This is a genomic window from Burkholderia sp. MBR-1 (assembly GCF_013822785.1).
GTDB classification, from domain to species: domain Bacteria; phylum Pseudomonadota; class Gammaproteobacteria; order Burkholderiales; family Burkholderiaceae; genus Burkholderia; species Burkholderia vietnamiensis.
On sequence record NZ_CP053609.1, the window covers coordinates 193,725 to 209,773 of the forward strand.

Below are 16,049 nucleotides of genomic sequence, written 5' to 3' on the forward strand. Positions count from 1 at the left end.
TTACAGCCGATAAGCGTGAGCGCTCAATTTTGCGAGATAGCTCTGGAAAGGAGGTGATCCAGCCGCACCTTCCGATACGGCTACCTTGTTACGACTTCACCCCAGTCATGAATCCTACCGTGGTGACCGTCCTCCTTGCGGTTAGACTAGCCACTTCTGGTAAAACCCACTCCCATGGTGTGACGGGCGGTGTGTACAAGACCCGGGAACGTATTCACCGCGGCATGCTGATCCGCGATTACTAGCGATTCCAGCTTCATGCACTCGAGTTGCAGAGTGCAATCCGGACTACGATCGGTTTTCTGGGATTAGCTCCCCCTCGCGGGTTGGCAACCCTCTGTTCCGACCATTGTATGACGTGTGAAGCCCTACCCATAAGGGCCATGAGGAGGACTTGACGTCATCCCCACCTTCCTCCGGTTTGTCACCGGCAGTCTCCTTAGAGTGCTCTTGCGTAGCAACTAAGGACAAGGGTTGCGCTCGTTGCGGGACTTAACCCAACATCTCACGACACGAGCTGACGACAGCCATGCAGCACCTGTGCGCCGGTTCTCTTTCGAGCACTCCCGAATCTCTTCAGGATTCCGACCATGTCAAGGGTAGGTAAGGTTTTTCGCGTTGCATCGAATTAATCCACATCATCCACCGCTTGTGCGGGTCCCCGTCAATTCCTTTGAGTTTTAATCTTGCGACCGTACTCCCCAGGCGGTCAACTTCACGCGTTAGCTACGTTACTAAGGAAATGAATCCCCAACAACTAGTTGACATCGTTTAGGGCGTGGACTACCAGGGTATCTAATCCTGTTTGCTCCCCACGCTTTCGTGCATGAGCGTCAGTATTGGCCCAGGGGGCTGCCTTCGCCATCGGTATTCCTCCACATCTCTACGCATTTCACTGCTACACGTGGAATTCTACCCCCCTCTGCCATACTCTAGCCTGCCAGTCACCAATGCAGTTCCCAGGTTGAGCCGGGGATTTCACATCGGTCTTAGCAAACCGCCTGCGCACGCTTTACGCCCAGTAATTCCGATTAACGCTTGCACCCTACGTATTACCGCGGCTGCTGGCACGTAGTTAGCCGGTGCTTATTCTTCCGGTACCGTCATCCCCCGACTGTATTAGAGCCAAGGATTTCTTTCCGGACAAAAGTGCTTTACAACCCGAAGGCCTTCTTCACACACGCGGCATTGCTGGATCAGGCTTTCGCCCATTGTCCAAAATTCCCCACTGCTGCCTCCCGTAGGAGTCTGGGCCGTGTCTCAGTCCCAGTGTGGCTGGTCGTCCTCTCAGACCAGCTACTGATCGTCGCCTTGGTAGGCCTTTACCCCACCAACTAGCTAATCAGCCATCGGCCAACCCTATAGCGCGAGGCCCGAAGGTCCCCCGCTTTCATCCATAGATCGTATGCGGTATTAATCCGGCTTTCGCCGGGCTATCCCCCACTACAGGACATGTTCCGATGTATTACTCACCCGTTCGCCACTCGCCACCAGGCGCAAGCACCCGTGCTGCCGTTCGACTTGCATGTGTAAGGCATGCCGCCAGCGTTCAATCTGAGCCAGGATCAAACTCTTCAGTTTAAACCTGTTACTGTTTTCGGTTCCGTTAAGAACCGGTCGCTCACTCAAAGCTGACAGGTATATGAATCTCTTCATAAACCTGACTTACTTTAGTGTGAGACTCTTGATACTTTCGCTTTCTGATCCGAAGATCAGCCCGCTTCCATCAAGCGCCCACACTTATCGGCTGTTAATTTTTAAAGAGCATTTCTGCGAGGAACTTCGTGTTCCTCAGCAGCGCTGCGTTTTCAGCAGCAGAGAAGCGAGATTATGAACCGTCTTTCTTCACTCGTCAACAACTTTTTGAACTGCTTCGTTGTGACGGTGAGGGGTTCAGCTTCGTGTGCGTTCGGGTCGTTACAACCGCCCCAACCGCACCGCTTCCCTTCTTCTCCCGCGCCGCGTTTCCGGTAGCGCGAAAGAGGCGTGATTCTATGCATCCGCCCCTCGCAATGCAACCCCTTTTGTGAAAATATTTTGAAAAAGCCTCGCACGCTGCCGCGTGCGGGGCTCAGGCTAAACCGGCAATACCTCCGCGCCGCGTCGTTCTCTATATATAGATAGAGTAAGTGCAGGCAACTCAGTTACCGCGCACCGCCACCCGCAGTTGCTCCAACGGCACGGCGTCGGCCATCGCCGTGTAGCCGGCGTCGCTCGGATGAATCCCGTCGCCGCTGTCATAGCGGCGCTGCAGCACGCTCGGGCGCGCCGGGTCGCGCAGCGCCGCATCGAAGTCCACCACGCCGTCGAACCCGCCGCCGCTGCGGATCCACCGGTTCACCTCCAGCCGGGTCGCCTCGCGCGCGGCCGGCAGCGCGGCCGGCGTCAGCGTCGCGCCGAAAACCTTCACGCCCCGGCGATGCGCGGCGTCGATCAACCGCCGATATCCGTCGATCAACGACGCGGCCGTAACCTGCGTGTGCGGGCTGTCGCAGTCGAGCCCCGCACGCGCCGGCATCGCCGCGAAGTTGATGTCGTTGATGCCGATCAGCACGATCGCTGCCTTCACGCCCGAGCGCGACAGCGCATCGCGCTCGTACCGCGCCGCCAGCGACGTGCCGTAGCACGCGGAATCGCTCAGCAACCGGTTGCCGCTGATGCCGAGATTCACGACGCCGACCGAATCCGAGCCCGCGGCCGCCAGCCTGCGCGCGAGCCCATCCGGCCAGCGGTGGTTGCGGTTCAGGCTCGAGCGCAGCCCGTCGGTAATCGAATCGCCGATCGCCGCGACGCTGGCCCGTGCGGAGCCGTCCTCGACGGCCAGTTCCGTCACCCACGCATACTGCGTGAAGCGGGTCCGGAACACGCGAGCGTCGGCGTCGGTCACGTGGTCGCCGGGCGACGACACGTAGTTGACCTGGTTCGACACCCGGTGCCACACCGTCATCCGCTGGCGCGCGCCCATCTGCAAACTGATCGCATACGGTCGCCCGGACGTCACGTCGATAGTCACCGGATCGCTTTCGAGTTCCTGGCCCGGCGCGAGCGTCACCGCCGCCCGTCCGCCGAAGCGCACCGCGGCTGCACCACCCGCAAGCGCCGCACCGGCGCCCGCCGGCGCCAGGCTCGCCGCGTCGATCTGGAGCGGCGCATGCCCGTACGTGTTACTCACGCGGATTCGCGCGGCCCGCCCCGATACCGTCGGGTAGACGATCTGCCGGACCGTACGACCGGCCACGTCCGGCGCGCGGTAGAGCGGCGGCGGCGCAGCGAGGTCGGGGATCGGCTGCAACGCGGTCGCCCACGCGGCAACCCATCCGCCCGGTGCGGCGGACGCCGCAACCGGCGACAGGAATACGGACGCGCCCACCAGCGCCGCGACGAAACCACTTCGAAATGACATCGGCGAAATCCTCTTCGGAAAGCGGGAATTGTGCCGCAGAACCGGCTCCCGTCACGCAGCGCACCATAAATCGGACGCAATCCCCTCTCGCCGCGACACCTGTCGTTTACCCGCATCTCGCCGTGAATCCATGCAAAATATATTAACCGACCGGTCGGTTGGTTTATACTTTGCGCACAATCAACCGGACGAGAATCTCCGCCATGTACACGCAATCCCTCGACATCCCCGGCAACGTCGCGCCGCTCGACGCCGCAGCCGAGTCACCCGAGCAAGCGCGGTTCGACGCGGTCATGGCCGCGGACGGCAAGGTCGAACCGCAGGACTGGATGCCCGACGCCTATCGCAAGACGCTGATCCGGCAAATCTCGCAGCATGCGCACTCGGAAGTCGTCGGCATGCTGCCGGAAGGCAACTGGATCTCGCGCGCGCCGAGCCTGAAGCGCAAGGCGATCCTGCTCGCGAAAGTACAGGACGAAGCCGGCCACGGCCTTTATCTATATAGCGCGGTCGAAACGCTCGGCGTGTCGCGCGAATCGCTGATCGACGCGCTGCACGCCGGCAAGGCGAAATATTCGAGCATCTTCAACTACCCGACGCCGACCTGGGCCGACGTCGGCGTGATCGGTTGGCTCGTCGACGGCGCCGCGATCATGAACCAGATTCCGCTGTGCCGCTGCACCTACGGCCCGTATGCGCGCGCCATGATCCGCGTGTGCAAGGAGGAATCGTTCCATCAGCGGCAGGGCTTCGATGCCCTGCTGTCGATGATGAAGGGCACCGACGCGCAGCGCGCGATGGTTCAGCAGGCGGTGGACCGCTGGTGGTGGCCGGTGCTGATGATGTTCGGCCCGAGCGATGCCGATTCGGTCCACAGCAACCAGTCCGCGAAGTGGGGCATCAAGCGGATCTCGAACGACGACCTGCGGCAGAAGTTCGTCGACGCGACCGTCGAGCAGGCCAAGGTGCTCGGCGTCACGCTGCCCGACCCCGACCTCAAGTGGAACGACGCGCGCGGCCACTACGACTACGGCGCGATCGACTGGGACGAATTCTGGCGCGTCGTCAACGGCGACGGCCCGTGCAACAAGGAACGCCTCGCGACCCGCGTGAAGGCGCACGCGGACGGCGCATGGGTGCGCGAAGCCGCGCTCGCGCACGAAGCGAAGCGCCGCGCCCGCGCCGAACAGCACGCCGCCTGAGCGGCACCATCGAATACAGGAATCAGGAGAGAGTGATGAACAAGGAATGGCCGATCTGGGAAGTGTTCGTGCGCAGCAAGCAGGGGCTCGACCACAAGCATTGCGGCAGCCTGCACGCGGCAGACGCGTCGATGGCGCTGCGCATGGCGCGCGACGTCTACACGCGCCGCCAGGAAGGCGTAAGCATCTGGGTGGTGCCGTCGTCGGCGATCACCGCGTCGGATCCGGCCGAAAAGGCCGAGCTGTTCGAACCGGCGGGCGACAAGATCTACCGCCATCCGACGTTCTACACGCTGCCCGACGAAGTCAACCACATGTAACGCCCGCGCCATGACGATCACGCCCGAACACCTCTCCTACGTGCTGCGCCTCGCGGACAATGCGCTGATCCTCGGTCAGCGCAACGCCGAATGGTGCGGCCACGGCCCGATCCTCGAGGAAGACATCGCGCTCACCAACATGAGTCTCGACCTGATCGGCCAGGCCCGCATGCTGTACACGCACGCAGCCGAGCTCGAGCGCCAGCTCAACGGCGCGGCGAAGACGGAGGACGATTACGCGTACTTCCGCACCGAACGCGAGTTCGCGAACTTCACGCTCGTCGAGCTGCCGCACTACGGCCCGCTCGCCGGCACCGCGCACGCCGACAAGGACTACGCGGTGACGATCGTGCGCAACTTCCTCTACACGACGCTGATGCTGCACGTGTGGACCGCGCTCGAAACCTCGACGGACGCGCAACTCGCGGCGATCGCCGCGAAATCGGTGAAGGAGACGCGCTATCACGTGCAGCACGCGCGCGAATGGCTGGTGCGCCTCGGCGACGGCACCGACGAATCGCATCGCCGCGCCCAGGCCGCGCTCGACTATCTGCTGCCGTACACGCGCGAGTTCTTCGTCGCGGACGCAATCGACGCCGCCGCCGTCGCCCAGGGCCTCGGCCCGGCCGCGGCCGCGCTCGAGACCGCGTGGCGCGCGGACGTGGACGATGCGCTCGCCGAAGCGACGCTCGTGCCGCCCGCGCCCGTGCAGCACGTGACGACCGGCAAGCACGGCGAGCACTCGGAGCACATGGGCTACCTGCTCGCCGAAATGCAGAGCCTCGCGCGCCAGCATCCCGGCGCGAGCTGGTAAGCGGCCGCCGCGACCCACCGAACGGAGCCCGACGATGTCCGCCCAGACTGCCGCCCCCGCCCATGCCGACGCCGCGCCCGCCGCGCAGCGCGACGATCCGTTGCTCGCACGCGCGTGGGACGTGCTCGAGGCCGTGCCCGATCCCGAAATCCCGGTCGTATCGATTCGCGAGCTCGGCATCCTGCGCGACGTCCGCCGCGCGCACGATGGCCTGCTCGAGGTCGTGATCACGCCGACCTACTCGGGCTGCCCGGCGATGTCGCAAATCGCCGAGGACATCGCGGCCGCGCTGCAGGCGGCCGGCCTGCCGCCGCACCGGATCGAGACGGTGCTCGCGCCCGCCTGGACGACCGACTGGATCACGCAGGAAGCGCGCGACAAGCTGCGCGCGTACGGCATCGCGCCGCCCGTCGGCCAGTGCGGCAGCGCCGCGCCGCGCGAGCAGGTCGTGCGCTTCGTGCCGCGTCCCGTCGCCGCGCCCGTGTGCCCGCGCTGCGGCTCCACGCGCACCGAACGACTCGCGCAATTTGCGTCCACGGCCTGCAAGGCGCTGTATCGCTGCGTCGACTGCCGCGAACCCTTCGACTACTTCAAACCTTACTGATCATGGCGACCCCGCAATTCCACCCGCTGCGTATCCGCGACGTGCGCCCCGAAACCGCCGACGCCGTCACCGTCTCGTTCGACGTGCCGCCCGAGCTGCGCGACGCGTACCGCTTCACGCAGGGCCAGTTCGTCACGCTGAAGACGCACATCGACGGCGAGGAAACGCGCCGTTCGTATTCGATCTGCGTCGGCACGACCGACTACGACCGCGACGGCGAACTGCGCATCGGCATCAAGCGAGTGCGCGGCGGCCGCTTCTCGAACTTCGCGTTCGACACGCTGAAGCCGGGCCACACGATCGACGTGATGACGCCGGACGGCCGCTTCTTCACGCACCTGAACGCCGACCACGGCAAGCAGTACGTCGCGTTCTCGGGCGGCTCTGGCATCACGCCGGTGCTGGCCATCGTGAAGACCACGCTCGAGCTCGAGCCGCGCAGCACGTTCACGCTGATCTACGGCAACCGCAGCGTCGACGCGATCATGTTCGCGGAAGAGCTGGAGGACCTGAAGAACCGCTTCATGAACCGCTTCGTGCTGTATCACGTGTTGTCGGACGATCAGCAGGACGTCGAGCTGTTCAACGGCGTGCTCGACCAGGCGAAATGCGCGCAATTCCTCGCGACGCTGATGCCGGCCGACGCGATCGACGAAGCGTTCATCTGCGGCCCCGCACCGATGATGGATGCGGCCGAGGCCGCGCTGAAGGCCGCCGGCGTGTCGCCGGAGAAGGTGCACGTCGAGCGCTTCGGCACGCCGCTGCCGCAAGCCGGCGCGCCGGTCGTCGAGATCACCGAGCAGACGCCGGCCGCGGACCTCGAAATCGTCCTCGACGGCAAGAAGCGCAAGCTGCGCTTGCCGTACGAAGGCGTGAGCCTTCTCGACGTGGGGCTGCGCGCGGGCCTCGCGCTGCCGTACGCGTGCAAGGGCGGCGTGTGCTGCACGTGCCGCGCGAAGGTGGTCGAAGGCGAGGTGCGGATGGACAAGAACTACACGCTCGACGAGCGCGAAGTGAAGGACGGCTTCGTGCTGACGTGCCAGTGTCATCCGGTCAGCGACAAGGTCGTCGTGAGTTTCGACGAGCGTTGAGCGGCGTCGCACCGGCGCGCCGCGCCGGTTTCTCGCCGTCACACATCTCGCTTACACTAGGGGCCGCCGGCCGGTCGGACGTCGCAACGTCCGGCCGGCCGGCGGTTTTCTTTTGTTGACCACAGGCCGATGAGTACCATTCACGTGATTCAAGGCGGAAGCGCCGCCGAGTCGCTGCGCGACGCGCTCGCGCAAGCGGGACGCGACGAGCACGTCGTCGGATTGCTCAACGATCTCGCGGTCGGCCCCTTGCAGGGCGTCGACGAGACGCCGGACACGCGCGCCGCGTTCTGGCAGCACGTGCTCGGCGACCAGATTCCCGACTGGCACGCGCAGATCGAAGGCGAGCTGGCCCGGCTCGACGCGCTCGCGGCGGACACCGGCCAGGTGGTCGTCTGGCATGCACCGAGCGTCGGTGACAAGCTGCTGCTGCGCCGCGTCGCCTATCATCTGCGCAACGTGCCGCAGCGGCTGAACGAAGTGCGGATGTCACCGGCCGATCTCGATGCACCGGCCCGCGCGGCGCTGACGCGCACCGATCAGGCGTGCGCGACCGGGATGTTCCCGCCGGCGGCGTTCGCCCGCAAACGCCCGGTGGCCGCGCCGATCTCGGTGCTGCGCATCGGCCGGCTCGCGCTCGAATGGCAGGAGGCGAAGCACCTGAACGCGGAATTGCGCTACTGGGTCAGCAACACGATCAAGAGCGGGCACTACACCGACCTCGACGCGCTGATCCTCGCGCATGCCGAAGCCGGCTGGCAACCCGCGCGGCGGCTCGTCGGCAGCGTCATGGCCGGCGCCGACCGCGGCGGGCTGTTCGTCAGCGATTCGATCGCGTGGTGGCGCTGCCGCGAACTGGCGGCAGCGGGCCGCCTCGAGCTGCAGGACGACGCGCCGGCCGCCCTCTCTTCCACGCAGGTGCGCGCGGCAGCCGCCGCCCGCTAACGTCCTGCATCTCCCTCTTTCGTCCCCTTTCGCATTCCACCATGGCCCGTACCCGAGCGCCCGACCACGAATCCCAGCGCGAGCAGATCCTCGATCTCGCCGCCGAGAAATTTGCGCAGACGAGCTATCCGAGCACGTCGATGTCCGATCTGGCGACCGCGAGCGGCACGTCGAAGGCCCGCCTCTATCACTACTACGAGAGCAAGGAAGCGATCCTGTTCGACCTGCTCGACCGCTACACGAAGCGGCTGATGCTGATCATCGCCGAGGTCGAAGGCGCGAGCCAGCGGCGCGGGCTCAGCGAGCGCGACGCGTTCGCCGAGCTCGTGCGCGCGTTCCTCGCCGAGTATGAGACGTCGCACAGCCGCCACGTGGCGCTGCTCAACGACGTCAAGTATCTGGAGGACGCACAGCGCGAAATCGTGCTCGATCGCCAGCGCGATATCGTCGCGGCGTTCGCGCGCCAGCTCGCACGCGCGTATCCCGACCGGATCTCGAAGGAAAACCAGACGTCGGTCACGATGATGGTGTTCGGGATGATCAACTGGACCTTCACGTGGCTGAAGCCCGGCGGCCGCCTGGGCTACCGCGACTTCGCCGAACAGGTGATCGACCTGATGGAGCGCGGGCTGTCCGGCACGGCATGATTGCCGCGCAGCAGCATGCGTTGCGCGGCCGTCACACTGCGACAGGCGGCCGCGCGTTTCATATGATGAATTTTCAATCCTTTAAAAATCAAATAGATACGCGGTTAGCTAAGCGGATTTAGAATTCCCCCTCGGCACGAACACGGCGAAATACGGGTTTTCCCCAACCCACTCAGGTAGAATGCTGCTGCGTCGCACAAGTCGCTTGTGCAGCTACACACTGAGGAACCCACGATGAACACGCAATCCGACCGCCGTGCCGATGCTGTCGGCAACGCCGGGACTGCGCCGGTTCTCGTCAGGGAACTGGCTTCCAAAGACCGTGAGCGCATGCTCACTCACTTTCTCTCGCTCGACGAAGAGGACCGCCTGCTGCGCTTCGGCCAGATGGTGCCCGACCACGTGATCGAGAACTATGTCCGTACGATCGATTTCGGTCGCGATACCGTATTCGGCGTGTTCGACCACGCGCTCGAACTGATCGGCGTCGGCCATCTGGCGTACCTGCCGGCCGACGGCGACAAGCGCACGGCCGAATTCGGCGTGTCGGTGCTGGAACGCGCGCGGGGTTGCGGCGTCGGCTCGAAGCTGTTCGAGCGCGCGGCGATCCGCAGCCGCAATACCCACGTGACGATGCTGTACATGCATTGCCTGTCGCGCAACGCGACGATGATGCACATCGCGAAGAAATCGGGGATGCGGATCGAATATGCCTACGGCGAAGCCGATGCATATCTGTCGCTGCCGCCGGCCGACCACTCGACGATCCTCGCCGAGATGCTGCAGGAGCAGGCCGCGGTGTTCGACTATGCGCTGAAGCGCCAGGCGCACCGCACGTCGAAGTTCATCGAATCGATGATGCCCGCCGCGCTGACGGCGTAACGCATTGGCCGGTCGCGCCGCCCTGCGGGGCTGCGCGGCCGGCACACTTCCCCACTTCCTCCGCGCGCTAGCGCACCGACCGGATCGGCAACGCGGTCGTCTCCTTGAAGCATTCGAGCGAGAAGCTCGTCTTCACGTCGATCACCGACGGATGGTGCAGCAGATGCTCCTGCACGAAGCGGGAGAAATGCGCCATGTCCTCGACCTGCACACGCAGCAGGTAATCCATGTCACCGGTCATCGCATGGCACGCCACCACTTCCGGCCAGGTCTGCACCGCCGCGCGGAACAGCTCCGCGTGGGTCGCGCCCGCGCGCGCCGACGTCTCGTCGCCGCGGGCCGGCGCCAGGCCGCCGCGCTTCTCGAGCCGCACGCTGACGTACGCGAGCAGGTCGAGCCCGAGCTTCTGCGGGTCGAGCAGCGCGACGTAGCCGGTGATCACCCCGATCTCCTCGAGCCGCCGGATTCGCCGCAGGCACGGGCTCGGCGACAGGTTCACGCGCTCGGCGAGCTCCTGATTCGACAGGCGGCCGTTTTCCTGAAGGATCGCGAGAATCCGCCGATCGATGGCGTCCAATTCGACGAGCGCCATTTTCTGCCCTCCGTTCGTGATATTGAGGCTGGAAATTGCGCCATCGTAGGCACCTGCGATTAAGTTCGCAAGTTTTCGCTCGTGGCTGCCCGCTACACTCTGTCGCAGGTATCGATCGCGTTGTGCGCGCCCGCCGCGCGCGCCGCGTTCGACGTGAACCGGGCCGGCGCCCCGCATCGCCCGGCCGATCGCCAAGCAGACAGGAGACAAGGCATGCAGATTCCCAACTGGGACAACCCCGTCGGCACCGACGGCTTCGAATTCATCGAATACACGGCGCCGGATCCGAAAGCGCTCGGACAGTTGTTCGAGCGGATGGGTTTCACCGCGATCGCGCGCCATCGCCACAAGGACGTGACGGTCTACCGTCAGGGCGACATCAACTTCATCATCAACGCCGAGCCGGATTCGTTCGCGCAGCGCTTCGCGCGCCTGCACGGCCCGTCGATCTGCGCGATCGCGTTCCGCGTGCAGGACGCCGCGAAAGCGTACCGGCACGCGCTCGAACTCGGCGCGTGGGGCTTCGACAACAAGACGGGTCCGATGGAGCTGAACATTCCGGCGATCAAGGGCATCGGCGATTCGCTGATCTATTTCGTCGACCGCTGGCGCGGCAAGAACGGCGCGCAGCCGGGCGCGATCGGCGACATCAGCATCTATGACGTCGACTTCGAGCCGATTCCCGGCGCGAACCCGAACCCGGTCGGCCACGGCCTCACTTATATCGACCACCTGACGCACAACGTGCATCGCGGCCGCATGCAGGAATGGGCGGAATTCTACGAACGCCTGTTCAACTTCCGCGAAGTGCGTTACTTCGACATCGAAGGCAAGGTCACCGGCGTGAAGTCGAAGGCGATGACGTCGCCGTGCGGCAAGATCCGGATCCCGATCAACGAGGAAGGCTCGGACACGGCCGGCCAGATCCAGGAATATCTGGACGCGTACCACGGCGAAGGGATCCAGCACATCGCGCTCGGCACGAACGACATCTACGGCGCCGTCGACGGGCTGCGCGGCAAGGGCGTGAAGCTGCTCGACACGATCGATACGTATTACGAGCTGGTCGATCGTCGCGTGCCGAACCACGGCGAATCGCTGGACGAACTGAAGAAGCGCAAGATCCTGATCGACGGCGCGCGCGACGACCTGCTGCTGCAGATCTTCACCGAGAACCAGATCGGCCCGATCTTCTTCGAGATCATCCAGCGCAAGGGCAATCAGGGCTTCGGCGAAGGCAACTTCAAGGCGTTGTTCGAATCGATCGAGCTCGATCAGATCCGTCGCGGCGTGGTGCAGGACAAAGCCTGACGCACCGGCCTCCTGCCCCGCGGCCGCACAGGAAAAAAGGGCGGGAATCTTGCGATTCCCGCCCTTTTGTCGTCTTGCTCCAGCGGCGCGGCCGGACGGCCGCGCGAGCGGATCAACACGCGTTCGCCTTACGTGCGGCGCGCGCCGCGGCCGGCTGCGCATCGGCGTCCTGCGGGGCGATGTGGCGCAGCTGCGCGCCGACGCTCGCCAGTGCGCTCGCACCTTGCGCGCGCACCGGGCCGGTCATCGCGAAAAAGGCCGCGGACACGATCAGGAAACTCTGGATATGGCGTGTGTTCATTGCACCTCCTTTAAAACTGCCGGCGCCTCCCCGGTTGCACCGGAGCAAACCGACGCGGCCGGGCACCTCCGGCAGGCCGATAAGATTAACGGCGTTTGCACGAAGATGGGGACGGCTTTACATGCTTTTACATGATGTAACGCAATGCCGCGTGCAACTTCATTGCCTTGCGGCGGCACGGCCGGCGCTGGGCGGCGGGTTTATCCCAGTGCTACCATCACTTAAAACCGGCCAATATGCCGGCCACTGCCGACACGTTCACAAGACGTCGACGCAATCGAAGCTTTGGTGATCCCAAACTGGGTGGAGGAGACTGTTAATGAATGCCCCGCTAGACGCAGGCCAACGCGCGTCGCTTGAAGCCGCGCTGAAGTCCGTCACGCTTGACGACAAATACACGCTCGAACGCGGCCGCGCGTACATGAGCGGCATCCAGGCGCTCGTCCGGCTGCCGATGCTACAGCAGGAACGCGACCGCGCCGCCGGCCTGAACACGGCCGGCTTCATCTCCGGCTACCGCGGCTCGCCGCTCGGCGGCCTCGACCTCTCGCTCTGGAAGGCCAAGCAGCATCTCGCCGCGCACCAGATCGTGTTCCAGCCCGGCCTGAACGAAGATCTCGCCGCCACCGCCGTGTGGGGCTCCCAGCAGGTGAACCTGTACCCCGGCGCGAAGTACGACGGCGTATTCGGCATGTGGTACGGCAAAGGCCCGGGCGTCGACCGCACCGGCGACGTGTTCAAGCATGCGAACTCGGCCGGCTCGTCCGCGCACGGCGGCGTGCTCGTGCTCGCCGGCGACGATCACGCCGCGAAATCCTCGACGCTCGCGCATCAGTCGGAACACATCTTCAAGGCCTGCGGGCTGCCGGTGCTGTTTCCGTCCAACGTGCAGGAATATCTCGACTTCGGCCTGCACGGCTGGGCGATGAGCCGCTACTCGGGGCTGTGGGTCGCGCTCAAGTGCGTGACGGACGTCGTCGAATCGTCGGCATCGGTCGACATCGACCCGCATCGCACCGACATCGTGCTGCCGACCGACTTCGTGCTGCCGGAAGGCGGCCTGAACATCCGCTGGCCGGACCCGCCGCTCGTGCAGGAAGCGCGGTTGCTCGACTACAAGTGGTACGCGGCGCTCGCGTACGTGCGCGCGAACAAGCTCGATCGGATCGAGATCGACTCGCCGAATGCCCGCTTCGGGATCATGACGGCCGGCAAGGCCTACCTCGACGTGCGTCAGGCGCTGACCGACCTCGGCCTCGACGACGACACCTGCGCGCGGATCGGCATCCGCCTGTACAAGGTCGGCTGTGTGTGGCCGCTCGAAGCGCAGGGCGCGCAGGCGTTCGCGCGCGGCCTCGACGAAATCCTGGTCGTCGAGGAAAAGCGCCAGATCCTCGAATACGCGATCAAGGAAGAGCTGTACAACTGGCCCGACGCGCAGCGCCCGCGCGTGTTCGGCAAGTTCGACGAAAAGGACGGCGCCGGCGGCGAATGGTCGGTGCCGATGGGCAACTGGCTGCTGCCCGCGCATTACGAGCTGTCGCCCGCGATCATCGCGAAGGCGATCGCGACGCGCCTCGACAAGTTCGAGCTGCCGTCCGACGTGCGCGCGCGCATCGCCGCGCGGCTCGCGGTGATCAACGCGAAGGAAATGGCGCTCGCGAAGCCGCACGTGCAGACCGAACGCAAGCCGTGGTTCTGCTCGGGCTGCCCGCACAACACGTCGACCAACGTGCCGGAAGGCTCGCGCGCGATCGCCGGGATCGGCTGCCATTACATGACGGTCTGGATGGACCGCAACACGAGCACCTTCAGCCAGATGGGCGGCGAAGGCGTGCCGTGGATCGGCCAGGCGCCGTTTACCGACGAGAAGCACGTGTTCGCGAACCTCGGCGACGGCACCTACTTCCACTCGGGCCTGCTGGCGGTGCGCGCGGCGATCTCGTCGAAGGCGAACATCACCTACAAGATCCTCTACAACGACGCGGTCGCGATGACGGGCGGCCAGCCGGTCGACGGCGTGCTGACGGTGCCGCAGATCACGCACCAGCTCGCGTCCGAAGGCGCGAAGCGGATCGTGATCGTCACCGACGAGCCGGAAAAGTACGACAGCCAGAAGGCGCTGCTCGCGCCCGGCGTGACGGTCCATCACCGCGACCAGCTCGACGACGTGCAGCGCGAGTTGCGCGAGATCGCAGGCACGACGATCCTGATCTACGACCAGACCTGCGCGACCGAGAAGCGCCGTCGCCGCAAGCGCGGCACGTATCCCGACCCGGCGAAGCGCGTCGTGATCAACGATGCGGTATGCGAAGGCTGCGGCGACTGCTCGGTGAAGTCGAACTGCCTGTCGGTCGAGCCGCTCGAAACGGAATTCGGCACGAAGCGCCAGATCAATCAGTCGAGCTGCAACAAGGATTTCTCCTGTGTGAAGGGGTTCTGCCCGAGCTTCGTCACGGTCGAAGGCGGCCAGCTGAAGAAGCCGAAGGCGGTGGCCGTCGACGGCGGCGCGCTGCCGCCGATCCCGGAGCCGGCGCTGCCGGCGATCGACCGCGCCTACGGCGTGCTCGTGACCGGCGTGGGCGGCACCGGCGTCGTCACGATCGGCGCACTGCTCGGGATGGCCGCGCACCTGGAGAACAAGGGCGTGACCGTGCTCGACGTCACCGGCCTCGCGCAGAAGGGCGGCGCGGTGATGAGCCATGTGCAGATCTCGCATGCGCCGACCGACATCCATGCGACGCGGATCGCGATGGGCGAGGCCGACCTCGTGATCGGCTGCGACGCGATCGTCACGGCCGGCGACGAATGCACGTCGCGGATGCGGCGCGATGCGACGCGCGTCGTCGTGAACAGCGCGCAAACGCCGACCGCCGAGTTCATCAAGAACCCGAACTGGACGTTCCCGGGCTTGTCGGCCGAGAACGACATTCGCGCGGCGGCCGGCGAAGCCGTCGACTTCATCGACGCCAACCGCTTCGCGGTCGCGCTGCTCGGCGATGCGATCTACACGAACCCGTTCGTGCTCGGCTACGCGTGGCAGAAAGGCTGGCTGCCGCTCACGCTCGCGTCGCTCGAACGGGCGATCGAGCTGAACGCGGTGTCGGTCGAGAAGAACCGCGCCGCATTCGACTGGGGCCGCCGCGCGGCGCACGACCTGGCGAGCGTGAAGCAGGCGGCCGCCGGCGCCGCGGGCGCCGCGCAACGCGCCACCGTGATCGCGCTGCACACGAAGAAGGCGGTCGATGCGCTGATCGCGAAGCGCGTGGAGTTCCTCACCGCTTACCAGAACGCCGCATATGCGGCGCGCTATGCGGCCTTCGTCGACAAGGTGCGCGCGGCCGAACGGGCGCTTGCCGACGGCGACGCCGCGCAGGAGCCGCTGACCGAAGCAGTCGCGCGCAACCTGTTCAAGCTGATGGCGTACAAGGACGAATACGAGGTCGCGCGCCTGCAGTCCGATCCGGCGTTCGTCGCGCGTCTGTCGTCGCAGTTCGAAGGCGACTGGAAGCTGAAATTCCACCTCGCGCCACCGCTGTTCGCGAAGAAGGACGCGCACGGCCATCTCGTGAAGAAGGCGTACGGCCCGTGGATGCTGTCGGCGTTCCGCCTGCTCGCGAAGGCGAAGTTCCTGCGCGGCACCGGCCTCGATCCGTTCGGACGCACCGAGGAGCGCCGCACCGAGCGCGCGCTGATCGGCGAGTACGAGGCGCTGATCGACGAAGTGCTGGGCCGGCTGAACGCGGCCAACCGCCCGCTCGCGCTCGAGCTGGCCGCGCTGCCGGACGGCATCCGCGGGTTCGGCCACGTGAAGGAGAACAACCTGCGCGCGGTGCGCCAGAAGTGGGATGCGCTGCTGGCGAAGTGGCGCTCACCGGCCGGCGGGCAGTCGCACCAGCAGGTCGCGTAACGGCAGGTGGCGGGCGGTCGCGCCGCC

The 16,049-nt window shown here is 65.4% G+C and carries 13 protein-coding genes and 1 rRNA gene; 10 read left to right on the top strand and 4 right to left on the bottom strand.

The annotated features are described in order from the left end of the window. Positions 1-46: 46 nt before the first annotated feature. Together MBR110_RS00955 and MBR110_RS00960 are read right to left on the bottom strand one after the other, a co-directional pair. Positions 47-1,581 (bottom strand): 16S ribosomal RNA (locus MBR110_RS00955). 559 nt (positions 1,582-2,140) lie between these two features. Further along, on the bottom strand, positions 2,141-3,403 hold the full coding sequence (locus MBR110_RS00960) for an SGNH/GDSL hydrolase family protein (protein WP_059735434.1): 1,263 nt from the start codon (positions 3,401-3,403) through the stop codon (positions 2,141-2,143). A 203-nt stretch (positions 3,404-3,606) separates the two neighbouring features. Here MBR110_RS00960 and paaA point away from each other — a divergent pair, with 203 nt between their 5' ends. From paaA to MBR110_RS01000, 8 genes are all read left to right on the top strand, one after another. Further along, positions 3,607-4,605: a 1,2-phenylacetyl-CoA epoxidase subunit PaaA gene (gene paaA, locus MBR110_RS00965; protein ID WP_011882993.1), complete on the top strand. Its 999-nt coding sequence runs from the start codon at positions 3,607-3,609 to the stop codon at positions 4,603-4,605. Positions 4,606-4,640: 35 nt separating this feature from the next. After that, positions 4,641-4,925: a 1,2-phenylacetyl-CoA epoxidase subunit PaaB gene (paaB, locus tag MBR110_RS00970; RefSeq protein WP_006752453.1), complete on the top strand. Its 285-nt coding sequence runs from the start codon at positions 4,641-4,643 to the stop codon at positions 4,923-4,925. Between the two features lie 10 nt (positions 4,926-4,935). Further along, a complete protein-coding gene (paaC, locus tag MBR110_RS00975; protein WP_034192909.1) occupies positions 4,936-5,739 on the top strand; it encodes a 1,2-phenylacetyl-CoA epoxidase subunit PaaC in 804 nt (267 codons plus the stop codon). A gap of 34 nt (positions 5,740-5,773) precedes the next feature. Further along, a complete protein-coding gene (gene paaD, locus MBR110_RS00980; protein WP_034192910.1) occupies positions 5,774-6,343 on the top strand; it encodes a 1,2-phenylacetyl-CoA epoxidase subunit PaaD in 570 nt (189 codons plus the stop codon). 2 nt (positions 6,344-6,345) lie between these two features. After that, entirely contained in the window at positions 6,346-7,434 is a 1,089-nt protein-coding gene (paaE, locus tag MBR110_RS00985) for a 1,2-phenylacetyl-CoA epoxidase subunit PaaE (RefSeq protein WP_011882990.1), read from the top strand. A 129-nt stretch (positions 7,435-7,563) separates the two neighbouring features. After that, on the top strand, positions 7,564-8,379 hold the full coding sequence (locus MBR110_RS00990; RefSeq protein WP_059735435.1) for a DUF1835 domain-containing protein: 816 nt from the start codon (positions 7,564-7,566) through the stop codon (positions 8,377-8,379). Between the two features lie 41 nt (positions 8,380-8,420). Then, a complete protein-coding gene (locus MBR110_RS00995) occupies positions 8,421-9,026 on the top strand; it encodes a TetR/AcrR family transcriptional regulator (RefSeq protein ID WP_011882988.1) in 606 nt (201 codons plus the stop codon). A gap of 234 nt (positions 9,027-9,260) precedes the next feature. Next, on the top strand, positions 9,261-9,908 hold the full coding sequence (locus tag MBR110_RS01000) for a GNAT family N-acetyltransferase (protein ID WP_011882987.1): 648 nt from the start codon (positions 9,261-9,263) through the stop codon (positions 9,906-9,908). A 67-nt stretch (positions 9,909-9,975) separates the two neighbouring features. Here MBR110_RS01000 and MBR110_RS01005 read toward each other — a convergent pair whose 3' ends face one another. Further along, positions 9,976-10,500 (bottom strand): Lrp/AsnC family transcriptional regulator, encoded by a 525-nt coding sequence (locus MBR110_RS01005; RefSeq protein WP_011882986.1) that lies wholly within the window; start codon positions 10,498-10,500, stop codon positions 9,976-9,978. A 213-nt stretch (positions 10,501-10,713) separates the two neighbouring features. On the opposite strand from MBR110_RS01005, the gene hppD reads away from it, so the two are divergent. Next, positions 10,714-11,811, top strand: a complete 1,098-nt coding sequence (gene hppD, locus MBR110_RS01010; RefSeq protein ID WP_041493933.1) for a 4-hydroxyphenylpyruvate dioxygenase — start codon at positions 10,714-10,716, stop codon at positions 11,809-11,811. Positions 11,812-11,923: 112 nt separating this feature from the next. Here the strand turns inward: hppD and MBR110_RS01015 are convergent, their stop codons facing one another. Further along, positions 11,924-12,112, bottom strand: a complete 189-nt coding sequence (locus MBR110_RS01015; protein WP_059462768.1) for a hypothetical protein — start codon at positions 12,110-12,112, stop codon at positions 11,924-11,926. A gap of 319 nt (positions 12,113-12,431) precedes the next feature. Here MBR110_RS01015 and MBR110_RS01020 point away from each other — a divergent pair, with 319 nt between their 5' ends. Further along, positions 12,432-16,022 carry an indolepyruvate ferredoxin oxidoreductase family protein gene (locus MBR110_RS01020; protein ID WP_034192914.1) on the top strand — a complete coding sequence of 1,197 codons (3,591 nt, stop codon included), beginning with the start codon at positions 12,432-12,434 and terminating at the stop codon, positions 16,020-16,022. Positions 16,023-16,049 lie beyond the last annotated feature (27 nt).

Bases quoted from the DNA above. Each gene is read 5' to 3' on its own strand.
- paaD (WP_034192910.1), top strand. From the start codon at position 5,774: ATGTCCGCCCAGACTGCCGCCCCCGCCCATGCCGACGCCGCGCCCGCC.
- MBR110_RS01015 (WP_059462768.1), bottom strand. From the start codon at position 12,112: ATGAACACACGCCATATCCAGAGTTTCCTGATCGTGTCCGCGGCCTTT.
- paaA (WP_011882993.1), top strand. From the start codon at position 3,607: ATGTACACGCAATCCCTCGACATCCCCGGCAACGTCGCGCCGCTCGAC.
- MBR110_RS01000 (WP_011882987.1), top strand. From the start codon at position 9,261: ATGAACACGCAATCCGACCGCCGTGCCGATGCTGTCGGCAACGCCGGG.
- MBR110_RS00990 (WP_059735435.1), top strand. From the start codon at position 7,564: ATGAGTACCATTCACGTGATTCAAGGCGGAAGCGCCGCCGAGTCGCTG.
- hppD (WP_041493933.1), top strand. From the start codon at position 10,714: ATGCAGATTCCCAACTGGGACAACCCCGTCGGCACCGACGGCTTCGAA.
- MBR110_RS01005 (WP_011882986.1), bottom strand. From the start codon at position 10,500: ATGGCGCTCGTCGAATTGGACGCCATCGATCGGCGGATTCTCGCGATC.
- paaB (WP_006752453.1), top strand. From the start codon at position 4,641: ATGAACAAGGAATGGCCGATCTGGGAAGTGTTCGTGCGCAGCAAGCAG.
- MBR110_RS01020 (WP_034192914.1), top strand. From the start codon at position 12,432: ATGAATGCCCCGCTAGACGCAGGCCAACGCGCGTCGCTTGAAGCCGCG.
- MBR110_RS00960 (WP_059735434.1), bottom strand. From the start codon at position 3,403: ATGTCATTTCGAAGTGGTTTCGTCGCGGCGCTGGTGGGCGCGTCCGTA.
- paaC (WP_034192909.1), top strand. From the start codon at position 4,936: ATGACGATCACGCCCGAACACCTCTCCTACGTGCTGCGCCTCGCGGAC.
- paaE (WP_011882990.1), top strand. From the start codon at position 6,346: ATGGCGACCCCGCAATTCCACCCGCTGCGTATCCGCGACGTGCGCCCC.
- MBR110_RS00995 (WP_011882988.1), top strand. From the start codon at position 8,421: ATGGCCCGTACCCGAGCGCCCGACCACGAATCCCAGCGCGAGCAGATC.